Here is a 16539-nt window from a genome sequence, read left to right on the forward strand (position 1 = left end):
CCCGATGCGCGCAGACCGTAATAAGCAGAGATAAGTGCGAGGAGGCAACTATGGCATCGCGTGGCGTCAACAAAGTAATTCTGGTCGGTAACCTGGGGCAAGACCCAGAAACCAAATACATGCCATCGGGCGGGGCCGTGACCAACATCAGTGTGGCTACCTCCGAGCAGTGGAAAGACAAACAAACCGGTCAGCCGCAAGAGCGCACCGAGTGGCACCGCGTGGTATTTTTTAACCGCATCGCCGAGATCGCCGGCGAGTACCTGCGCAAGGGCTCAAAGGTTTACATCGAGGGCTCGCTGCGTACTCGCAAATGGCAAGGGCAGGACGGCCAGGATCGCTACACCACCGAAATCGTTGCCAATGAGATGCAAATGCTAGATAGCCGCGGTGGCGACGGTGGCAATAATTACGGCCAAGATAACTACAATCAAAACCAAAATTACGGTGGCGGGCAAAACTTTGGCGGCAACCAGCCGCAGGGGCAGCCCCAAGGGCAACCACAGTCACAACCGCAGCAAGCGCCGCGTCAGGCTCCACCGCAACAGCAACCCCAGCAGCCACAACAACCGGCCGGTGGGTTTGATAGTTTTGATGATGATATTCCCTTCTAGAAAAAAAATCTTTTCTGTAAAGTTTTCAACTAAGCCCTTATTTTTAAGGGCTTTTTTGTAAGCTTGGGCTGGCTTTTTCTCAGTGGAGCATTGATGCCAGCTGGTAACGCATTGACAAACACCGTAAGTTCGGCAGGCATCCGCCTGTAAGAAAACCGCACAATTGCTGAAGCACGTTTCTGAATAATGGAAAAGGATAATAGTTGTATCTGTTTGGGGGCTTACCGTTGGATGCGTTTACTTAAAGCGGTTACTGTTGGGGTGTGGGCCCTAAAAATATTTAGGGCTCTGTGTTTTTGTCGTGATAATTAATTTGCCGGGTTTATACCCGTTGCAGCTGAGTTTCCAAGTCTGCGGTTTTGCGCCGCGCTAATGCAAGATTAGAGGTTTCTTTGTCGAGCACGAGATAAATAAAAAGCCCTTCGTTGGTGATGCTGGGGCGGATAATATGTGTTTGGTTTTTTAGCGTGATGAGGATGTCTTCAATACCGCCATCAATGCCTAAGCTTTTCATGGTTTTAAGTTTAGCCTTGACGACTTCACTGTTGCCAGCGGCTGCCAGTTCAAGGTCTACCCCCGACCCCTCTGAGGCCAGAAGCATGCCAGTGGTGTAGTCGACGATGGCGCAGCCTAAGGCTCCGCTTACGCTCATTAGCCCTGCTGTTATATCGTTTAAGTTGCTCATGGACTTCTCCTTGTGGACCTTATAATGCCACCTATGCCGAGGCGGCTTCGGGTTTTAGATCGCCAATTTCATTGGCAAGCCGGTTGATTAATAATCGTAAACTGGCGATGTTCATATCGCTTTTAGCGGACATAACCAGTACATAGTCGCTTCCGTTAAGTTGAATAGATATAAAAGCAACATTCCCTTGCTCGGCCTCAATAAAGGTAACCTTAAAGCGCTTGCCTAGGATTTGTTGCGCCACGGCGTTGCTTACAGAGTGTAGTGTGCTGGCAGCGGCTGATAAGCTGTCTTCTTCAAAGCTTGAGTTAACTTTATTGAGAGTGTAAATAGGAAAACCATCCGCGGTGGCGAGAGCTATGACCTCTACCGAGCCTTTATTGGCGTAGTCGGAAAATTTCTTTTTTAATTGCCCGGATAAGTGCTCGTTAAACGACATTTATACAGTCTCCCATGTCAATATCAAAAACATTGTTTATTGAGTCGAGTGTTTGTAGCACCAAAAGGCATGATTCGGCATCGCGCGGATCAATTGGAACGATGGGAGCGCTGACGGATTTTTGGTCGAGTATCGATTGGATGGTCTGAATAACAGTCACCAGGCCTCGCTCATCCTGCATTAAATCGTAGTGGCTAAGGCCTATAACTGTTGGGGTGTGGTTGTTGGCGATATCAAAATGAGTAAGCACGTCATTGAGGGCGTCAATGTTGAGATCCTCATTATATTTAATTAGTATCAGTAGCCCCCAGAGCCCGCTTTTCACCATATCCCACAGTAATTTAAAACGTTTTTGTCCAGGCAGGCCATAAAGGCCCAGTGCTATTCCTTGGTCGAGTGTTAGTCGGCCGTAGTCTATTCCGACCGTCGTAAACTCCTTTCCTATATCGACGCTCGATTTCTCTTCTGTGGCGAAGGGGGATATCTCACTGATGGTGCTAATTAACTGAGTTTTACCGGATCCGACTTCACCCACTACCGCTAATTTTTTATAGAGTATGTCCATACGTGGTTAGACTCTCCTTGCTCGTTGCGATCCTATAAACTTCTTTAATGCTTGGCTGAAGCGGTGGCCTGATGTAGAGGGTGGGGAGCCTGTGTTGGAGGAAGTGTTCTTGATAAACGATAAGTTGTCGGATCGTGTGTTTTGCTCGACGATTAATGCATCAGATTGTTTTAACAGCAGCAACGTTTTTTTGCAGCTCCGCCTCGGATGAGAATAGTTGTAGCTCCACCAGGCGTTGGTAGGAAACGCTATGGCCTATAAGTATTGAACTTATTTTCATTAGGGGGGCGGTAAGCCGAAGTTTTGTCGGACAGGGCCACGACTTCATGGAGAGTGTAGTATGGTTGAAGTGTTCGTGGTTTATAGTCTCGCTGCATGGCTTTTTATGTTGGGCGGAAGGGTGGAGTGGTTGCTCTGAGGCGAAGTCAAATAGGTAACGAAACATTTCTTTGTCAGCCTCCGAGGGAAAGCGTAAATCCGCTTGCAACAACGCGTGCATTTTTTTTATATAGGGCGTGTGATGTGAAGGGTCGTCATCCAGAAGTTTGATGCTCCACCGGCTAAACGCCGGTTGTTTAATTTCTTTGTTTAGGATGATGCTAACGGCGGTTATGCCTGGGTCCCGATTAATTCGATAGATTACTTTGGCCAGCGCGTCTGAGTCACCCTCAAGAACTTGCAGAGTAATTGTGTCTTTAATTAAAAAGCTGCCATTAATGTTGTTTTCTTTGTTGAATATTCTTGCGGTCTCAAAAGCACTGAATACGCGTTCTGAGTGATGATTTTTATGTGCGCTTTTGACTAGGGTGGCAAGACAGGCAATTCGCTTAATCAAAATCAATTCCCTTTTAAAGTGGGTCCGTGCCTGTTAAAGCTTAGCCTTCAACTCGGAAGGTGCAATGCTATGTTTATGATGTTTTGAAATAATATTTCCTGGAATTCTAAGTTTTAATAATTATCTTTGGTGAAGATCCGGTTTTTTTGCTTTTGGGGGCAATGGATGATGACGTTGACGGGTAGGTAAAAAGGTGTCTTGGTGCTATTGTCCGGCATGGCATTGTTAATGCCGGACAATGAGGAGTTTGATGCCGGACTCTGGTTTCTGGCTCTTTAGTGGCGGCGGTTGTTCAGATGTATGTTTGCCCTGGATTAACTATCGCTTGCGGGGCCGGCTGTGGCTAAGGAGTTACCCAGTAATTCGCCGAGAAAATCTGCAAAGCGTTTGCCATCGCGATTGCCGGATAACTCGGTATCGGCGTAAAGCCCATCCACCATATCCAGCAGCAGCTGGTAGGGCTCGGCAAAGTGGCTGGCTTGATTCAGTGCCTCTTGGACGTTTTTGATAAACTGCCCAACCGGTTGCAGCCGCTGTTGCAATCCGCCTGCCGCTGGCGGCTCGTGGCCATAGGCGCTGCTGACGCGTTGAATATCAACACGAGTCAAGTTGAGTGCAAAACCTTCAATCTGAGTTTGGTCATAGCCTAATTCCAGCGCTGCTTCAAAAGCGCCAGAGATGTCGTCGGTAAAAAACGATTCGGCCAGCGAATTAACCTGTTGCAGCAATTCGTTAATGGCCGCTTGTTCGGCCTCGTTAAGCTCGCCGGTAATATTTAAGCTGTAGCTAACGCCAGAGCTTGACGCGCTGGAGCTGCTGCCATCAGCAGCGCGCCAAAATTGGGTTTCACCATGACTGGCGTTGGCCTGAATGCTGACCTTGTCGCCCTCGGCGGTGAGCAGCTCAAAGCGAAAGCTCTGGGCGGATGCGTATTCATAGCTGGCCCGGCTTGCTGTGGTGCCGGGGGCAATGTCGTTTGTTTTGGGTGCCCTGGTGGTATCGCTGAGGGTGCGGCCCAAATGGTCCTGTGCCAGCTTATCGATACCCTGGGTGACTAGCTGGTAGGTTTTGTCGATCGCACTGTTTACCTGATCGTCGAGCAGGCTTAGGGCTTCTAGTCGCTCGCGGGCTTCATTAAACCCTTTATTAAACCCCGAAAGCCCTGCCTGCAGGCGAGATTCTAGTTCTTCATCGGTAGCGCCATTGGCTGCGTCCCGCTCTAGCTGGCGCTGGATAAACCCGAGAATATTACCGGCGGCTTGCTCCGCCGTTAAAGGTTTAAAGTTGCCTGCTTCTGCCGGCTGGATATGCCCGGCGGCCTTGTCCCCCACCAAGGTTAAAGCTTGCGTTACTTTGCTGTTAACCACGCCACCGGTGGTGTTTGGCGGTGACGCTTGGCGGGCGCCGCTTAACGCACTGTGTAGGCCGGTTTGATGGGGTGACATAGTAACCTCGGGTAAGAAAAAGAGTGGCACATAACCGGTTATCGACCGCGAGGCGCAATCTTTAAGGCATTTTTTAGTTTACTGTGGCCTAACACCCCCGGCGTACCGGGGCTCTGGGCTCTATGTGTGATATAAAGACGGTATCGTTGTTGTGACCCGTGGTTCTCGCCAGGCTGCAGGCTTCGGTGTTGCGCCACAAGGCTCTGCCGCTAGCCACAAGGCTCTGCCGCTAATAGAAAAGAGAGATTAGATTTGAAGTTGTTATTAACCGATAGCGCGCACTCGCTGGGTGTTGCGCTTGAGCACGAGCTGGAGCGCGAACCTTTTGGGTTACTGGCGCCGGCGGCTAAAGACGTCGATTGGTGCGACCGCGAATCGGTTGACGCCTACATTGGCCAGGGTAAGCCTAATCTGGTGATCAATACGCTGGGTTGGTCGGATGCGCCGAGTGAACCCGATTGTAAGTTGCTGCCATTGGCGGCCGAAGCTTTGGCCGAGGTGTGCAAAGAGCGGGGCATCCCGATGATTCAGCTCTCGAGTTACCGGGTGTTTGGCGACGACAATAAAAGCAAGCACTCTGAGCGTGATGAGCCTGTGCCTAATAGCTCGGTAGGGCGGGCGTTTTACGCCGCCGAGCGGGCCGTGACGGAGCGGCTGGAGCGGGCTATTGTGTTGCGCACCAGCTGGGTGATTGGCAGTTTTGGTGATAATCACTTAACGCGTTTGATGCGCGCGCTGCAGGCCGGCGAGAGCTGGAAGCCTAACAACCGTTTGCGCGGCGCGCCGACCGCTCTGTCGGATCTGGCGCGAGTGACTGTGGGACTGATTAAGCAGATTAGCTGCGGCGCCGAGTGCTGGGGAATTTATCACTATTGCAGTGGCGATGCCTGCACCGAGGTGGAATTTGCCGAGCAGCTGCAGCAAGTGTTGCAGCAGCAGGATTATCAGGGCCCGGAGCCGGTCTTTGAGGTCGTAGATGAGGCGCCCGCAGGTGAGCCGTTAAGTGCGGTATTAAGTTCGCTGCGGGTTCGCAATGACTTCGGCGTACAGACGCGTACCTGGCGCACCATGCTGGTGTCTATGGTCAAGCAGTGGTTGCACACGAACCAGTAGTGGGCGGTGGTAGCGGCAGCAGCGCTTTGATAGCGAAGTGTTATTGAGCCAGGTGTGTTACCAGAGAGGGCGAGAGCGTCGGTGCCCAATGTGCACCGACGCTCTCTTAGTGTGGCGGGTTAGTCCGTGTAGCGCTGGAACACCAGTGACGCGTTAGTGCCACCAAAGCCAAAGCTGTTAGACAGCACACGGTTGAGTGTGACATTGTCTTGGCGCTCGCGCACGATAGGGATGTTGGCCGCTTCTGGGTCTAGCTCTTCGACGTTAGCCGAGGCGCAGATGAAGTTGTTTTCCATCATCATCAGCGAGTAAATCGCCTCTTGAACGCCAGTGGCGCCCAGCGAGTGGCCGGTTAACGACTTGGTCGAGCTAATGGCGGGAATCTTCTCGCCAAAGGTATTGCGTACGGCTTTAAGCTCGGCCAGATCACCCACCGGTGTACTGGTGCCGTGCGAGTTGATGTAATCGATGTCGCCCTCGACGGTGGCCATGGCCTGACGCATACAGCGCTCGGCACCTTCGCCAGAAGGGGCTACCATATCGTAGCCATCGGAGGTTGCCCCGTAGCCCACCAGCTCGCCGTAAATTTTGGCGCCGCGCGCCTTGGCGTGCTCGAGCTCCTCGAGCACTAAGCAGCCGCCACCACCGGCGATCACAAACCCGTCACGGGCCGAATCGTAAGCACGCGAGGCCTTATCCGGGGTGTCGTTGTATTTGGTCGAGAGTGCGCCCATGGCATCAAACAGGCAGGACAGCGACCAGTGCTCTTCTTCGCCGCCGCCGGCAAATACCACATCTTGCTTGCCCAGCTGAATTTGCTCCATGGCATTGCCGATGCAGTGCGCGCTGGTGGCGCAGGCTGACGAGATAGAGTAATTCACCCCTTTGATTTTGAACGGGGTTGCCAGGCAGGCCGAGGTGGTGCTGCCCATGGTTTGGGTCACGCGGTAGGGCCCAATACGCTTGAGGCCACGGCTGCGTAAAATGTCGGCCGCCTCTACCAGATTTTGTGAGCCGGCGCCGCCAGAGCCCATAATGATGCCGGTGCGCTCGTTCGAGTACTCGGCCTCGGTAAGGCCGGCATCTTTAATAGCCTGCTCCATAGAGACATAGGCAAACGCCGCGGCATCGCCCATAAAGCGCAGCACTTTGCGGTCGATCATTTCTTTTAAATCAAGATCGATCGAGCCGGCCACGCAGGAGCGAAAGCCCATCTCTTCATAGCTAGAGTTGTATGTAATACCAGAGCGACCGTGACGCAGGGCGTCCAGTACGGTGGATTTATCATTACCGATGCAGGAAACAATGCCCATACCAGTAACTACAACGCGTTTCATAGGCTACCTCTTAATAGTGCTCAGCTTTGATCAGCGAGAGCGGCTACATTTTTGTCTATTATGCCACAGCGCGACCAACTTCAACCGATTTGACAGTGGGTGCTGAGCTTAGTGCCTTACTGTTAAAAGGAATCGGTGTTGGAAAACAAGCCGACCCGCAGGTCCTTGGCAAAATAAATATCTTTGCCGTCAACCGATACCCGGCCGTCGGCAATCCCCATAATCAACTTGCGCTCAATCACGCGTTTTAAGTTGATGTGGTAGCTAATCTTTTTTGCGGTGGGCAGAATTTGCCCGGTAAACTTAACCTCGCCGCAGCCCAGTGCGCGTCCGCGTCCGGGGTTGCCTTTCCAGGCCAGAAAGAAACCCACCAGCTGCCACATGGCGTCTAGCCCCAGGCAGCCAGGCATGACCGGGTCGCCCGGAAAGTGACAGTCAAAAAACCACAGGTCTGGGCTGATATCCAGCTCGGCGATAATCTCGCCTTTGTTGTACTCACCGCCGGTTTCGCTGATATGGGCAATACGGTTAAGCATAAGCATGTTAGGTACCGGCAACTGCGCATTACCGGGCCCAAACAGGCGACCGTGGCCGCATTCGAGCAGTTCTTCCAGGCTGTATGAGCTCTGCTGGACGTGTGAATTCATAGTGTTAACTCTGAGCAGTAAATCAAACGGGTGGGGCCATCCGGGCCGCAAAGGGGCACATTCTACCTTGTGCCACTGGCTTGTCTAGTGTTGTATCGGGTAATCCGTGTTTTCAGCGCTCGCCGCGCCCGTAATAAAGTCTAGTACATAGCGCCGCCGTATAGGCTTTGCCGCTAGTGATTGCGGCCGGTGGCGAACTCGGCAACATCCGCTAGTGCGCTGCGATAACGGCTCTCGGGGAGGGCCTCTAGCGCCGTCAATGCCAGGGCTACGGCCTCGCGGGCGGCTGCCAGGGTGTACTCCATAGCGCCGGTCGCCTCGACAATAGCCACTACCTTATCGAGCTGGCTGGCGTCGCCGTTGCTGATGGCGTTGCGGATCAGCTCGCGGTCGGCGTCTGGCGCTTTTTCCATCGCCCGGATCAGGGGCAGGGTTGGCTTGCCTTCCGCCAAGTCATCGCCAACATTTTTGCCTAACGCTTCGGCGTCACCTTTGTAGTCCAGCGCGTCATCCACGAGCTGAAAAGCAATGCCCACTTGCAAACCGTATTGGCTGAGCGTCTGGCGGGTGGTGGCGTCGGCACCGGCAATGACTGCGCCCACCTCGCAGGCGGCGGCAAACAGTACCGCGGTTTTCTTTTCGATCACTTGCCGGTAGCCCGCTTCGGTCAGGTCCGGGTCTTTGGCGTTTACCAGCTGCTGCACTTCGCCTTCGGCAATAATATTGGTGGTTTTTGACAGGATGGTCATGATGTCCATGTTGCCAATGGCCACCATCATCTGAAACGCGCGCGAGTATAGAAAGTCGCCCACCAGGACGCTTGGGGCATTACCCCATTCGGCATTGGCGGTGGGGCGGCCGCGACGCAGGCTCGAAACATCGACGACATCATCGTGCAGCAGTGTTGCCGAGTGAATAAACTCGATCACCGCAGCGAGGTCTAAATGGTGTTTACCGTTGTAATCTAAGGCGCGAGCACACAGCAATACCATAAGTGGGCGCAGCCGTTTGCCGCCGGCCTCAATAAGGTAGTGCCCGATGTTTTCGACCAGACCGACATCAGAGTAAAGTTGGCGAATGATGAGATCATTCACCTCGCTAAAATCGTCGGCGACGACATCGTGAAACGGCAGCATTTACAGATCCTTATTAACGCGAGAGCGCATCCTAGGCAGGGCCGCGCGGGCTGTCAAGCCACGGGCCCGCTAGCGGTGATTAGTGCAGTTTGAGTTTTGGCTTGAGCCAGCGATTAATGCTGCCCGATAACATCACCAGCACGGTTTTTAGGTAGCCGTGTACCGCCACCTGGTGCATGCGATACAGCGAGACGTAAACGATTCGCGCCAGCCGCCCCTCAATAAACAGCGAGCCACCACTTAAGTTGCCCATCAGGCTGCCCACGGTGGAGAAGTTAGACAGTGATACCAGCGAGCCGTGATCTTTGTAGCGGTACACTTTAAGTGTTTTGCCCTCTAGTTGAGCGCGGATATTGTGGTAGCAGATATCCGCCATTTGGTGAGCCGATTGTGCCCGCGGCGGCACCCGGCTGCCGTCGGTTTGAATAAACTCGGCGCAGTCACCCAGGGCAAACAGGTTGGGCTCGTTTTTGATTTGCAGGTAGGCGTTAACCGGCAGTTGATTGATGCGGTTGGTCGGGATGCCGCCTAAGTTTTTTAGCGCGTCGGGCACTTTTACGCCCGCAGCCCACACCATTAAATCCGAGTCTATCTTTTCGCCGTCGGCGGTTTCCAGCCCATCGCTTACCGCGGCGGTAATACGGGTGTTGAGCTTGATGTTAACGCCGAGTTTGGCCAGCTCGCGGCTGGCGGCGGCCGAGATGCGCTCGGGCAGTGCGGGCAGAATACGCGGCCCGGCTTCCACCAGGGTGATGTTTAAGTGCTCGCTATCGATAGCGTCAAACCCATAGGTGTGAAACTTGGCCACCGCGTGGTGCAGCTCGGCCGAGAGCTCAACGCCCGTGGCGCCGGCGCCGACAATGGCGATGTTGACGGTCTTACGGGTTTCGGGGACTCGCTGAATACGCAAAAAACGCCCCAGCAGTTTGTTGCGAAACCGGTGTGCCTGAGTGGGGCTGTCGAGGAAGATACAGTGATCTTTAACCCCGGGCGTATTAAAGTCGTTTGAGGCCGAGCCCATGGCGAGCACTAACACATCGTAATCGATGTGTGTTTCGGGCAGCATTTCCTGGCCATCTTCATCGATGATCGGGGCAAGAATAACCTGCTTTGCCTCGCGATCAACACCTGTCATGGAGCCTATGCGAAAGTGAAAGTGGTTATCAAAGGCGTGGGCGCGATAGCTGACGGCATCGACACCTTCGTCCATGGTGCCCACCGCGATCTCGTGCAGCAACGGTTTCCAGACGTGGGTGGTGTTGCGATCAATGAGGGTAACGTGGGCCTTGCCTTTGCGACCGAGCTTGCGCCCCAGTTTGGTGACTAGCTCTAACCCGCCGGCGCCGCCGCCGACTACGACAATCTTTTTCAAATCTGGCTCCTTTAATAATTATCGAGGGGTTGCCTCGCGATAAACGTGGGCGATTAACCCGGGCTTTTGGCCCTTATTGGTTGTGCCTCCAGCACTAAGCGATCCCCTGGGTGAGGGGCTATAGGCTGATCCAGCTTTGTTGTTTGGCACTGCTAACAATTGCATCGAGAACAGTCATGTTGTCGAGTGCGTCAGTCATCGGGGTTGGTACCGGCTTATTATGCAAGATTGCGGCGGCAAACGCATCGGCCATATTGCGGTAATGGTTGGCCGGCTCAATGTTGCGCACCTGAATGGTGCCGTTGCGCTTTAGCGTTAGCTCGGCCGCGTTATCGGCCACCGGGTTAAACGGGATATGAATGCGCAAGCTCCCCGCCTCGCCGGCAATCTCAACCCACTGCTCGGGCTCGGTTTTGGTCGAGCAGGTAAAACTTGCGATAGCGCCGTCAAACTCCATGAGTGCCGAGGTAATACAGTCGACCTCATGGTCGCCGAGATTGTTCATGTGGCCCAGTACCCGGCTTGGCTCAGTGCTCAGTAAAAACCGCGCCAGCGAGATGCCGTAGCAGCCAATGTCCATCAGTGCGCCGCCGCCCATGGCGGCACTGTTGCGGATGTTGCCGGCGTCGCGGTTATTGTAGCTAAACGCACACTGAATGGTGCGCACCCGGCCAATAGCGCCTTCGTCGCACAGTTGTTTAGCTTGCCGCCACTGGGGGTGAAAGCGGTACATAAACGCTTCCATCAGTTTCAGCTCGGGGTGACGCGCCGCGCAAGCCAGCAATGGCTCCAGGTCCGCCACATTAAGGCCGGCCGGTTTTTCGACCAGCACGTGTTTGCCGGCCTCTAGCGCTTTAATGGACCAGGGCACATGTAGGTGATTGGGCATTGGATTGTAAATAGCATCGATGTCGGGATCGGCCAGCAGCGCCTCGTAACCGCCGTAGGCGCGCGCAATGCCAAGCTGATCGGCATGCTGACGGGCGTTGTGCTCATCTCGCGAGGCAATGGCAACCACCTCGCCCAACTGTGACGTTTGCATCGCAGGAATAGTGTGTAATCGGGCAATTTTGGCCGTGCTTAACACGCCCCAGCGGATTTTGGTCATGGCAGCTCTCTTAGCTCGGTAGGGTTAATGGGCCTTTGTGGCCAGATTATACGCGTTAATAAGAGCTTTCGCAGGCGCCCCGATGATAGCAGCAGGGGTTAGCGGGCAGGGGTGATCGCAGGGGTGAGTTGGCTGGGAATGACTCCGGTCCAGCGTTTAAAGGCGCGGCGCAAGTTGCGCGCATCGTGAAAGTGCAGCCGGGTGGCAACCTCGGCCAGCGGCAGTTGCTCGCGGGTGAGCCAAAGCAGTGCTTGCTCTTTGCGCACCAAATCAAAACGCTGCTGAAAACTCGTGTGATGTTTTTTAAGTTTGCGCTTGAGAGTGGCAGGGCTTATGCAAAACTCACTCGCGGCCGTTTCAAGTGATGGGTTGTCTGGCAGTTGATGGCGTAAGTACTGATCGAAATGGCTGATAAACCCCAGGCTGGGAAGCTGCTGCAAGCGGCGTTCACACTGGCTGCTGGCAATGTGCCCCACGCTAGGGGCAGCGCCCGGCCAGTGGTGGGCCAGCTCGCTGCGCGAGATTTGCATGCGGTACTGGTGGCTGTGAGGGTAGATAGACCGGCCCCAGTGCACCTCGTATTGTTCGCGGTGAGCGGGCTCACCCGGCAGGTAAAATTGCCAGGCGAGCGAGCGCCCTGCCAAGATCTTACTGGTGCTCACTAATGCGGTAATCATCATGTCGGTTAAAAATGCGACGTGCTCTCCGGCGCCGCAGGCATCGTGCCAGTAAATGCATAAATCGTCGCAGTGCCACTCTAAACGCGGGCTTAGCAGCGGCGACAAAATCGCCTGATACTGAACGAGTACGTTAAGCGCTTGCAGCAAATTGCCTGAGCTTTGCAGGGCGCTGGAGGCGGGGCCAAAATTGCCGGGGTAAAGCCGGGCGCCCGCTAAAAAAGCGGTTTCGGCGGCGGGTAATAATTTGCGTATATTGGCTACAAGGGCAAAGCATTGCTCGGGGCGCAAGGTTAGTTCGCCCCTTAAAAAATCGTCTAAAAAAATACCCGTTCCGCGTAATAGGCGGTTGCTGTCAACGCCGCGGCTGCAAGCCAGGTCGATTAACGCGGCCGGAAACTCATGGGCCTGGACACAAACCGTATCGATTTCGTAGTGGTTGCTAGTGGTCATGTTAAGCGGCCACGCCTTGTGCGTTTTTTTGATCTTTAGCTTGCAGCAGCCGGGTAGTGGCGCGCTCGATCAGTGCGTCGGCGTTGTCGTCTTCGGCAACGCTAATGCCGGCACTGATGCTTTGGTACAAAGTCTCGCCTTGCTGCGCGGTTTTGTAGGCAAAGTGCTCGATAGCCCGGCTGAGCTGGGCGCTAATCTCCCGCGCCATGAGTTCACCGGTGTTGGGTAACACAACGGCAAAACGGTCTCCGGCGTAGCGGCACAGTAAATCGGTGCGGCGCAAGTTAAGCAGTATCAGCTCGGCCAGCTCTTGTAGCAGGCGGTCGCCCTCGGCGTGGCCAAAGCGCTGGTTGGTGACGGCAAAGTGATCGATGTCCAGCAGGATCAGCGCCAGCGGTTGCTGCTGGCTGCGCGCGCGCTGTAGGGCTGAGCTTAATTGGTGGCGTAAAAAACGCGCGTCGCCAAGCCCGGTCAAACCATCTTGCAGGCGGTACTCGCGAAACACCTGTTCGCGCTTGCGGCGTTGCTCAGAAAACACCAATTGCTCTCTGTGCCAGTGATACAAACCAAAGGTTAATACCGTTAAGCCGATGGGCATAAGGGCCGACTCTAGCCCGCTGTTTAAAAATAGGTTTTTATCGATAGCGATAATTTCGTCCAGCAAATCCTGAAAGGTTCCGACAAAAATTAACCCGAGCCCTAGTGTTAACAAATTGGTGACGGCCCCGTTCGGCCGGCTATTTAAGGTAAAGCCAAGCCACAGCGCTGTCAGCAAACACACGCCCCCCTCGCCGACGATATCCAGCCAGTCAATGTCGGCCCAGTTTTTTACATCGCCTACCGCAAGGCTCAACACAATCGTGATGTTGGTGATGAAGGCAACCGTGAGCAGTTTCCATTTATGTAATCGAATCATGTGAGCTTCCCGCAATTGTTACGGGTGTCTATAGCAGCTCAATGTAACGGTTTTGTGACAGGTGGTTGCGAGAGGTGCAATGAGCGCGAGGTGAAGCCCGGGGGCAAATCGGCTCAGCTAATCGTTCGCTAGCGGGCAAAAAAATGTGGGTTGACGAGTTGCCGCGCGGTAAAGGGCTTTTTCTGGGGGGCCGCTTAGCTCAGTCGGTGCGTTTTAGGCGCCTTAAAGCGTGGTTTTCGGGTGGCTGATCAACCGCTGTCACAGTCTTGTCATTTTCACTTTCTATTGTCGGCGCACCAAATAACGAGGTGTGCGCTCTTGGCTTGTTCAAGCAAAGCGCGCCAACTAACGATTATCATCACAGGAGAGGGTTGTGACTCAGATTTATAAAAACCGTCGGGCATCCAATATCACGAAACAGTGGCCGCGCAATATTTTAGCTTGCGCGGTAGGCGCTTTAGCGGCAGGTAACGCTTTTGCCGATGGCCGTATCAGTGGCCAACTGACTGCCGAAATAAGCGGTATGCCACTGCAGGGTAGCCGGGTAAAAATTGAAGAGTTAAACCAAAGTGCGGTAACCGCCCGCGATGGTCGCTTTGTGATGACGAGCGTTAAACCCGGCTCTTACACCCTAAGCGTTAGCTACCTGGGTGTCGAAACCATGACCCGCCAGGTGACGGTAACCGACAACGAAACAACCGTGGCCAATTTCAAAATATCGCCCGAGCGCCCCGAGCAAGAATACGTCATTGTGTTGGGGCAGGCGGGCAGCTTAAATAAGGCGCTTAACCGTCAGCGCTCTGCTGATAATGTGGTCAGTGCTGTGTCGGCCGATGCGATCGGCCAGTTGCCAGATACCAATGTGTCGGAAGCCCTACAGCGTTTGCCGGGCTTGTCGATCGAGCGCGATCAGGGTGAGGGTCGATACGTTCGGGTTCGCGGTTTGGGGCCAGACTACAATGCGGTAACCATTAATGGTGTGAGTTTGCCATCGCCCGACAGTGGTCGTCGCGCCGTGGCGCTGGATGTAATTCCCTCAGACCTGCTTGAAGGTTTAATGGTAACCAAAACCCTAACGCCCGATATGGATGCCAACGCGTTGGGCGGCAGTATTGATATTCAAAGCTTGTCGGCTTTTGATCGCGAAGGAAACTTCTACTCTTTTACCGCTGAGGGCAGTTACAACGAGCTGACCGATAACACCAGCCCCAAGTTGGCACTGACCGCCTCGGATCAATTCAGCGTTGGCAGTGGCACGGATAACTTAGGGATTGCCGCGGGCGTGAGTTGGTACGATCGCCAGTTTGGCTCAGACAACGTGGAGACCGGTGGCGCCTGGGACTTTGATGATGGCGCGGCACTGCTAGAGGAAATGGAGCAACGCGATTACACCATCGAGCGCGAGCGCTCGGGTATGACTTTAAATATCGATTATAAACTGTCGGAAAACACCGACCTCTACTGGCGCAACCTGTACAGTAAGTACACCGACTCCGAGCAGCGCCTGGCCAATATTGTCGAGTTTGAAGACGCGATCGGTGCCGGCGATGTAACAAACGCCGAAGTGTCTCGCGAGCTTAAAGACCGTTCGGAGACCCAGGAAATTCTGTCGAGTGCGCTGGGTGGTAGTACCCGCGTTAACAGCTGGACGTTTGATTATCGCGTTGCCCTGTCAGAGTCCAGCGAAGACGAGCCGCAACATATGGGTGGCGCAGCCTTTGCCAGCATCGACGATGTTGAGGGTGTATCTTTCAGCGATACGGCCACGCCTTACTTAAATACACCCGCCGCTTTTACGGATATTAATAATTTTGAGCTGGATGAAGTCGAGCTGGCACAGTCGAACACCAATGATACCGATACCAGCTGGCAGTTTGATGCTACCAAAGATTTCTTTATTGGCTCTCACTCGGCGATGCTTAAGTTTGGCGGTAAATACAGCGACCGCGATAAAGACAGCGACGTAGAAATTTGGGTATACGAAGATCTGGATGAGCATGGCTTTAGTGATGAAGCATTATTAATGAGCTCGTACGCGGCTTCCAGCCCGGATTACACTTTGGGTAACTTTGGCCCGGGGATCGACTCTGCCGCCGTGGCGAATGCGATTTCAGGTTTGGATCAAACAGAGTTTTACTCTGAAGAGGATTCCCGGATTGAAGACTTTGATGTATCCGAGCAAGTCTCTGCCGCCTACCTGATGGGGCGTATCGACTTAGGTGACTTGCGCCTGTTGGCTGGTGTGCGCTACGAGGATACCGACTTTAATGCGTTGGGCACACGCTACGACGGTGACAGCTTTAGCGACAACAGCGCCGACAATCAGTACGATCACTTTTTGCCATCGCTGCATGCGCGTTATGCGCTGGGCGATAACACCCAACTGCGCGCCTCCTGGACCAATACCTTGGTGCGCCCTACGTTTGATCAGCTAGCCCCGTTTTTTGTAATCGATGACGAAGAGGCCGAGTTTGGTAACCCAGAGCTTGAGCCGCTGGAATCGAGCAACATTGATGTGGGTATTGAGCACTATATGGGCTTGGCCGGTGTGGTCTCCGCGTTTGCTTATTACAAAGACATCGATAACTTTATTTATCAAACGGACTTGGCCGGCACGCCGATGTACGCCGATTATGACGAGGCCATTACCTATGCCAACGGCGACTCGGCTGATATCTACGGTGTAGAGCTGGCGTTCTCTAAGCAGTTTACGTCACTGCCTGCGCCTTTTAACGGTTTGCTGTTATCGGCCAATGCTACCTTTTCGGATTCGGATGCGACGCTGGCTTATTATGATGAAGACGCCGGCGGTGTTGTTTCGCGCGATAGTGCTATGCCCAGTCAGTCTGACACCACGGGTAACCTTTCTATCGGGTACGATGCCAGCAGCTTTAGCATGCGCTTAGCGGCCAATTATAAATCTGAATATTTGTTAGAAGTTCAGGACGTGAGCGATGCGGTGCAAGACGTGTACGTGGATGAGCAAACGCAACTGGATTTCTCGGCACGTTATTATCTAACCGAGGGTATGCAACTGTACTTTGAGGCGGCTAATTTAACCGATGAGCCTTACTACGCCTACGTTAATGAGGCGTCCTATAACGCCCAGTACGAAACCTACGGTTTGACCTATAAGTTGGGTTTAACCATTACCAACTTCTAATAAGCTGTTAATAGCAGCCGGGCGCCTACAAAAT

General features: G+C 53.8%; 15 protein-coding genes. 3 read left to right on the forward strand and 12 right to left on the reverse strand.

Translation table 11 applies throughout. The features are described 5' to 3' along the window. The first annotated feature begins 50 nt into the window (after positions 1-50). Positions 51-614 carry a single-stranded DNA-binding protein gene (gene ssb / locus AAC019_RS09050; RefSeq protein ID WP_339898428.1) on the forward strand — a complete coding sequence of 188 codons (564 nt, stop codon included), beginning with the start codon at positions 51-53 and terminating at the stop codon, positions 612-614. Between the two features lie 322 nt (positions 615-936). Here ssb and AAC019_RS09055 read toward each other — a convergent pair whose 3' ends face one another. The 5 genes from AAC019_RS09055 to AAC019_RS09075 all read right to left on the reverse strand — a co-directional run bounded on the left by AAC019_RS09055 (position 937) and on the right by AAC019_RS09075 (position 4583). Further along, complete coding sequence (locus tag AAC019_RS09055) at positions 937-1299, reverse strand: hypothetical protein (protein WP_339898430.1); 363 nt, start codon at positions 1297-1299, stop codon at positions 937-939. A 31-nt stretch (positions 1300-1330) separates the two neighbouring features. Further along, positions 1331-1738 carry a roadblock/LC7 domain-containing protein gene (locus AAC019_RS09060; RefSeq protein ID WP_339898431.1) on the reverse strand — a complete coding sequence of 136 codons (408 nt, stop codon included), beginning with the start codon at positions 1736-1738 and terminating at the stop codon, positions 1331-1333. Further along, positions 1728-2303, reverse strand: a complete 576-nt coding sequence (locus tag AAC019_RS09065) for a hypothetical protein (protein ID WP_339898432.1) — start codon at positions 2301-2303, stop codon at positions 1728-1730. The genes AAC019_RS09060 and AAC019_RS09065 overlap by 11 nt, the downstream gene beginning before the upstream one ends. Before the next feature lie 160 nt (positions 2304-2463). Next, the gene (locus AAC019_RS09070; RefSeq protein ID WP_339898434.1) at positions 2464-3138 is read right to left on the reverse strand and encodes a BLUF domain-containing protein; all 675 of its coding nucleotides are present in this window, start codon (positions 3136-3138) and stop codon (positions 2464-2466) included. A 314-nt stretch (positions 3139-3452) separates the two neighbouring features. Then, entirely contained in the window at positions 3453-4583 is a 1131-nt protein-coding gene (locus AAC019_RS09075; protein WP_339898435.1) for a DUF5610 domain-containing protein, read from the reverse strand. Positions 4584-4835: 252 nt separating this feature from the next. On the opposite strand from AAC019_RS09075, the gene AAC019_RS09080 reads away from it, so the two are divergent. Further along, on the forward strand, positions 4836-5696 hold the full coding sequence (locus AAC019_RS09080; protein WP_339898437.1) for a sugar nucleotide-binding protein: 861 nt from the start codon (positions 4836-4838) through the stop codon (positions 5694-5696). 119 nt (positions 5697-5815) lie between these two features. Here the strand turns inward: AAC019_RS09080 and fabB are convergent, their stop codons facing one another. The 7 genes from fabB to AAC019_RS09115 form a co-directional block, all read right to left on the reverse strand. Then, on the reverse strand, positions 5816-7033 hold the full coding sequence (fabB, locus tag AAC019_RS09085; protein WP_339898439.1) for a beta-ketoacyl-ACP synthase I: 1218 nt from the start codon (positions 7031-7033) through the stop codon (positions 5816-5818). Positions 7034-7155: 122 nt separating this feature from the next. Further along, positions 7156-7680 (reverse strand): 3-hydroxyacyl-[acyl-carrier-protein] dehydratase FabA, encoded by a 525-nt coding sequence (gene fabA, locus AAC019_RS09090; protein ID WP_041522413.1) that lies wholly within the window; start codon positions 7678-7680, stop codon positions 7156-7158. Between the two features lie 173 nt (positions 7681-7853). Further along, a complete protein-coding gene (locus AAC019_RS09095; protein ID WP_339898440.1) occupies positions 7854-8816 on the reverse strand; it encodes a polyprenyl synthetase family protein in 963 nt (320 codons plus the stop codon). 79 nt (positions 8817-8895) lie between these two features. Beyond that, on the reverse strand, positions 8896-10188 hold the full coding sequence (locus AAC019_RS09100) for an NAD(P)/FAD-dependent oxidoreductase (protein ID WP_339898441.1): 1293 nt from the start codon (positions 10186-10188) through the stop codon (positions 8896-8898). Positions 10189-10306: 118 nt separating this feature from the next. After that, entirely contained in the window at positions 10307-11296 is a 990-nt protein-coding gene (locus AAC019_RS09105; RefSeq protein WP_339898442.1) for a Gfo/Idh/MocA family oxidoreductase, read from the reverse strand. Between the two features lie 98 nt (positions 11297-11394). Beyond that, positions 11395-12426 carry a helix-turn-helix domain-containing protein gene (locus AAC019_RS09110; RefSeq protein WP_339898443.1) on the reverse strand — a complete coding sequence of 344 codons (1032 nt, stop codon included), beginning with the start codon at positions 12424-12426 and terminating at the stop codon, positions 11395-11397. A gap of 1 nt (position 12427) precedes the next feature. After that, entirely contained in the window at positions 12428-13342 is a 915-nt protein-coding gene (locus AAC019_RS09115) for a diguanylate cyclase (RefSeq protein WP_339898445.1), read from the reverse strand. 373 nt (positions 13343-13715) lie between these two features. Between AAC019_RS09115 and AAC019_RS09120 the strand changes: the two genes are divergently transcribed. Further along, positions 13716-16505 carry a TonB-dependent receptor gene (locus AAC019_RS09120; protein WP_339898447.1) on the forward strand — a complete coding sequence of 930 codons (2790 nt, stop codon included), beginning with the start codon at positions 13716-13718 and terminating at the stop codon, positions 16503-16505. The last annotated feature ends 34 nt before the right edge of the window (positions 16506-16539 follow it).

Source organism: uncultured Gilvimarinus sp. (assembly GCF_963975215.1).
Lineage (GTDB): Bacteria > Pseudomonadota > Gammaproteobacteria > Pseudomonadales > Cellvibrionaceae > Gilvimarinus.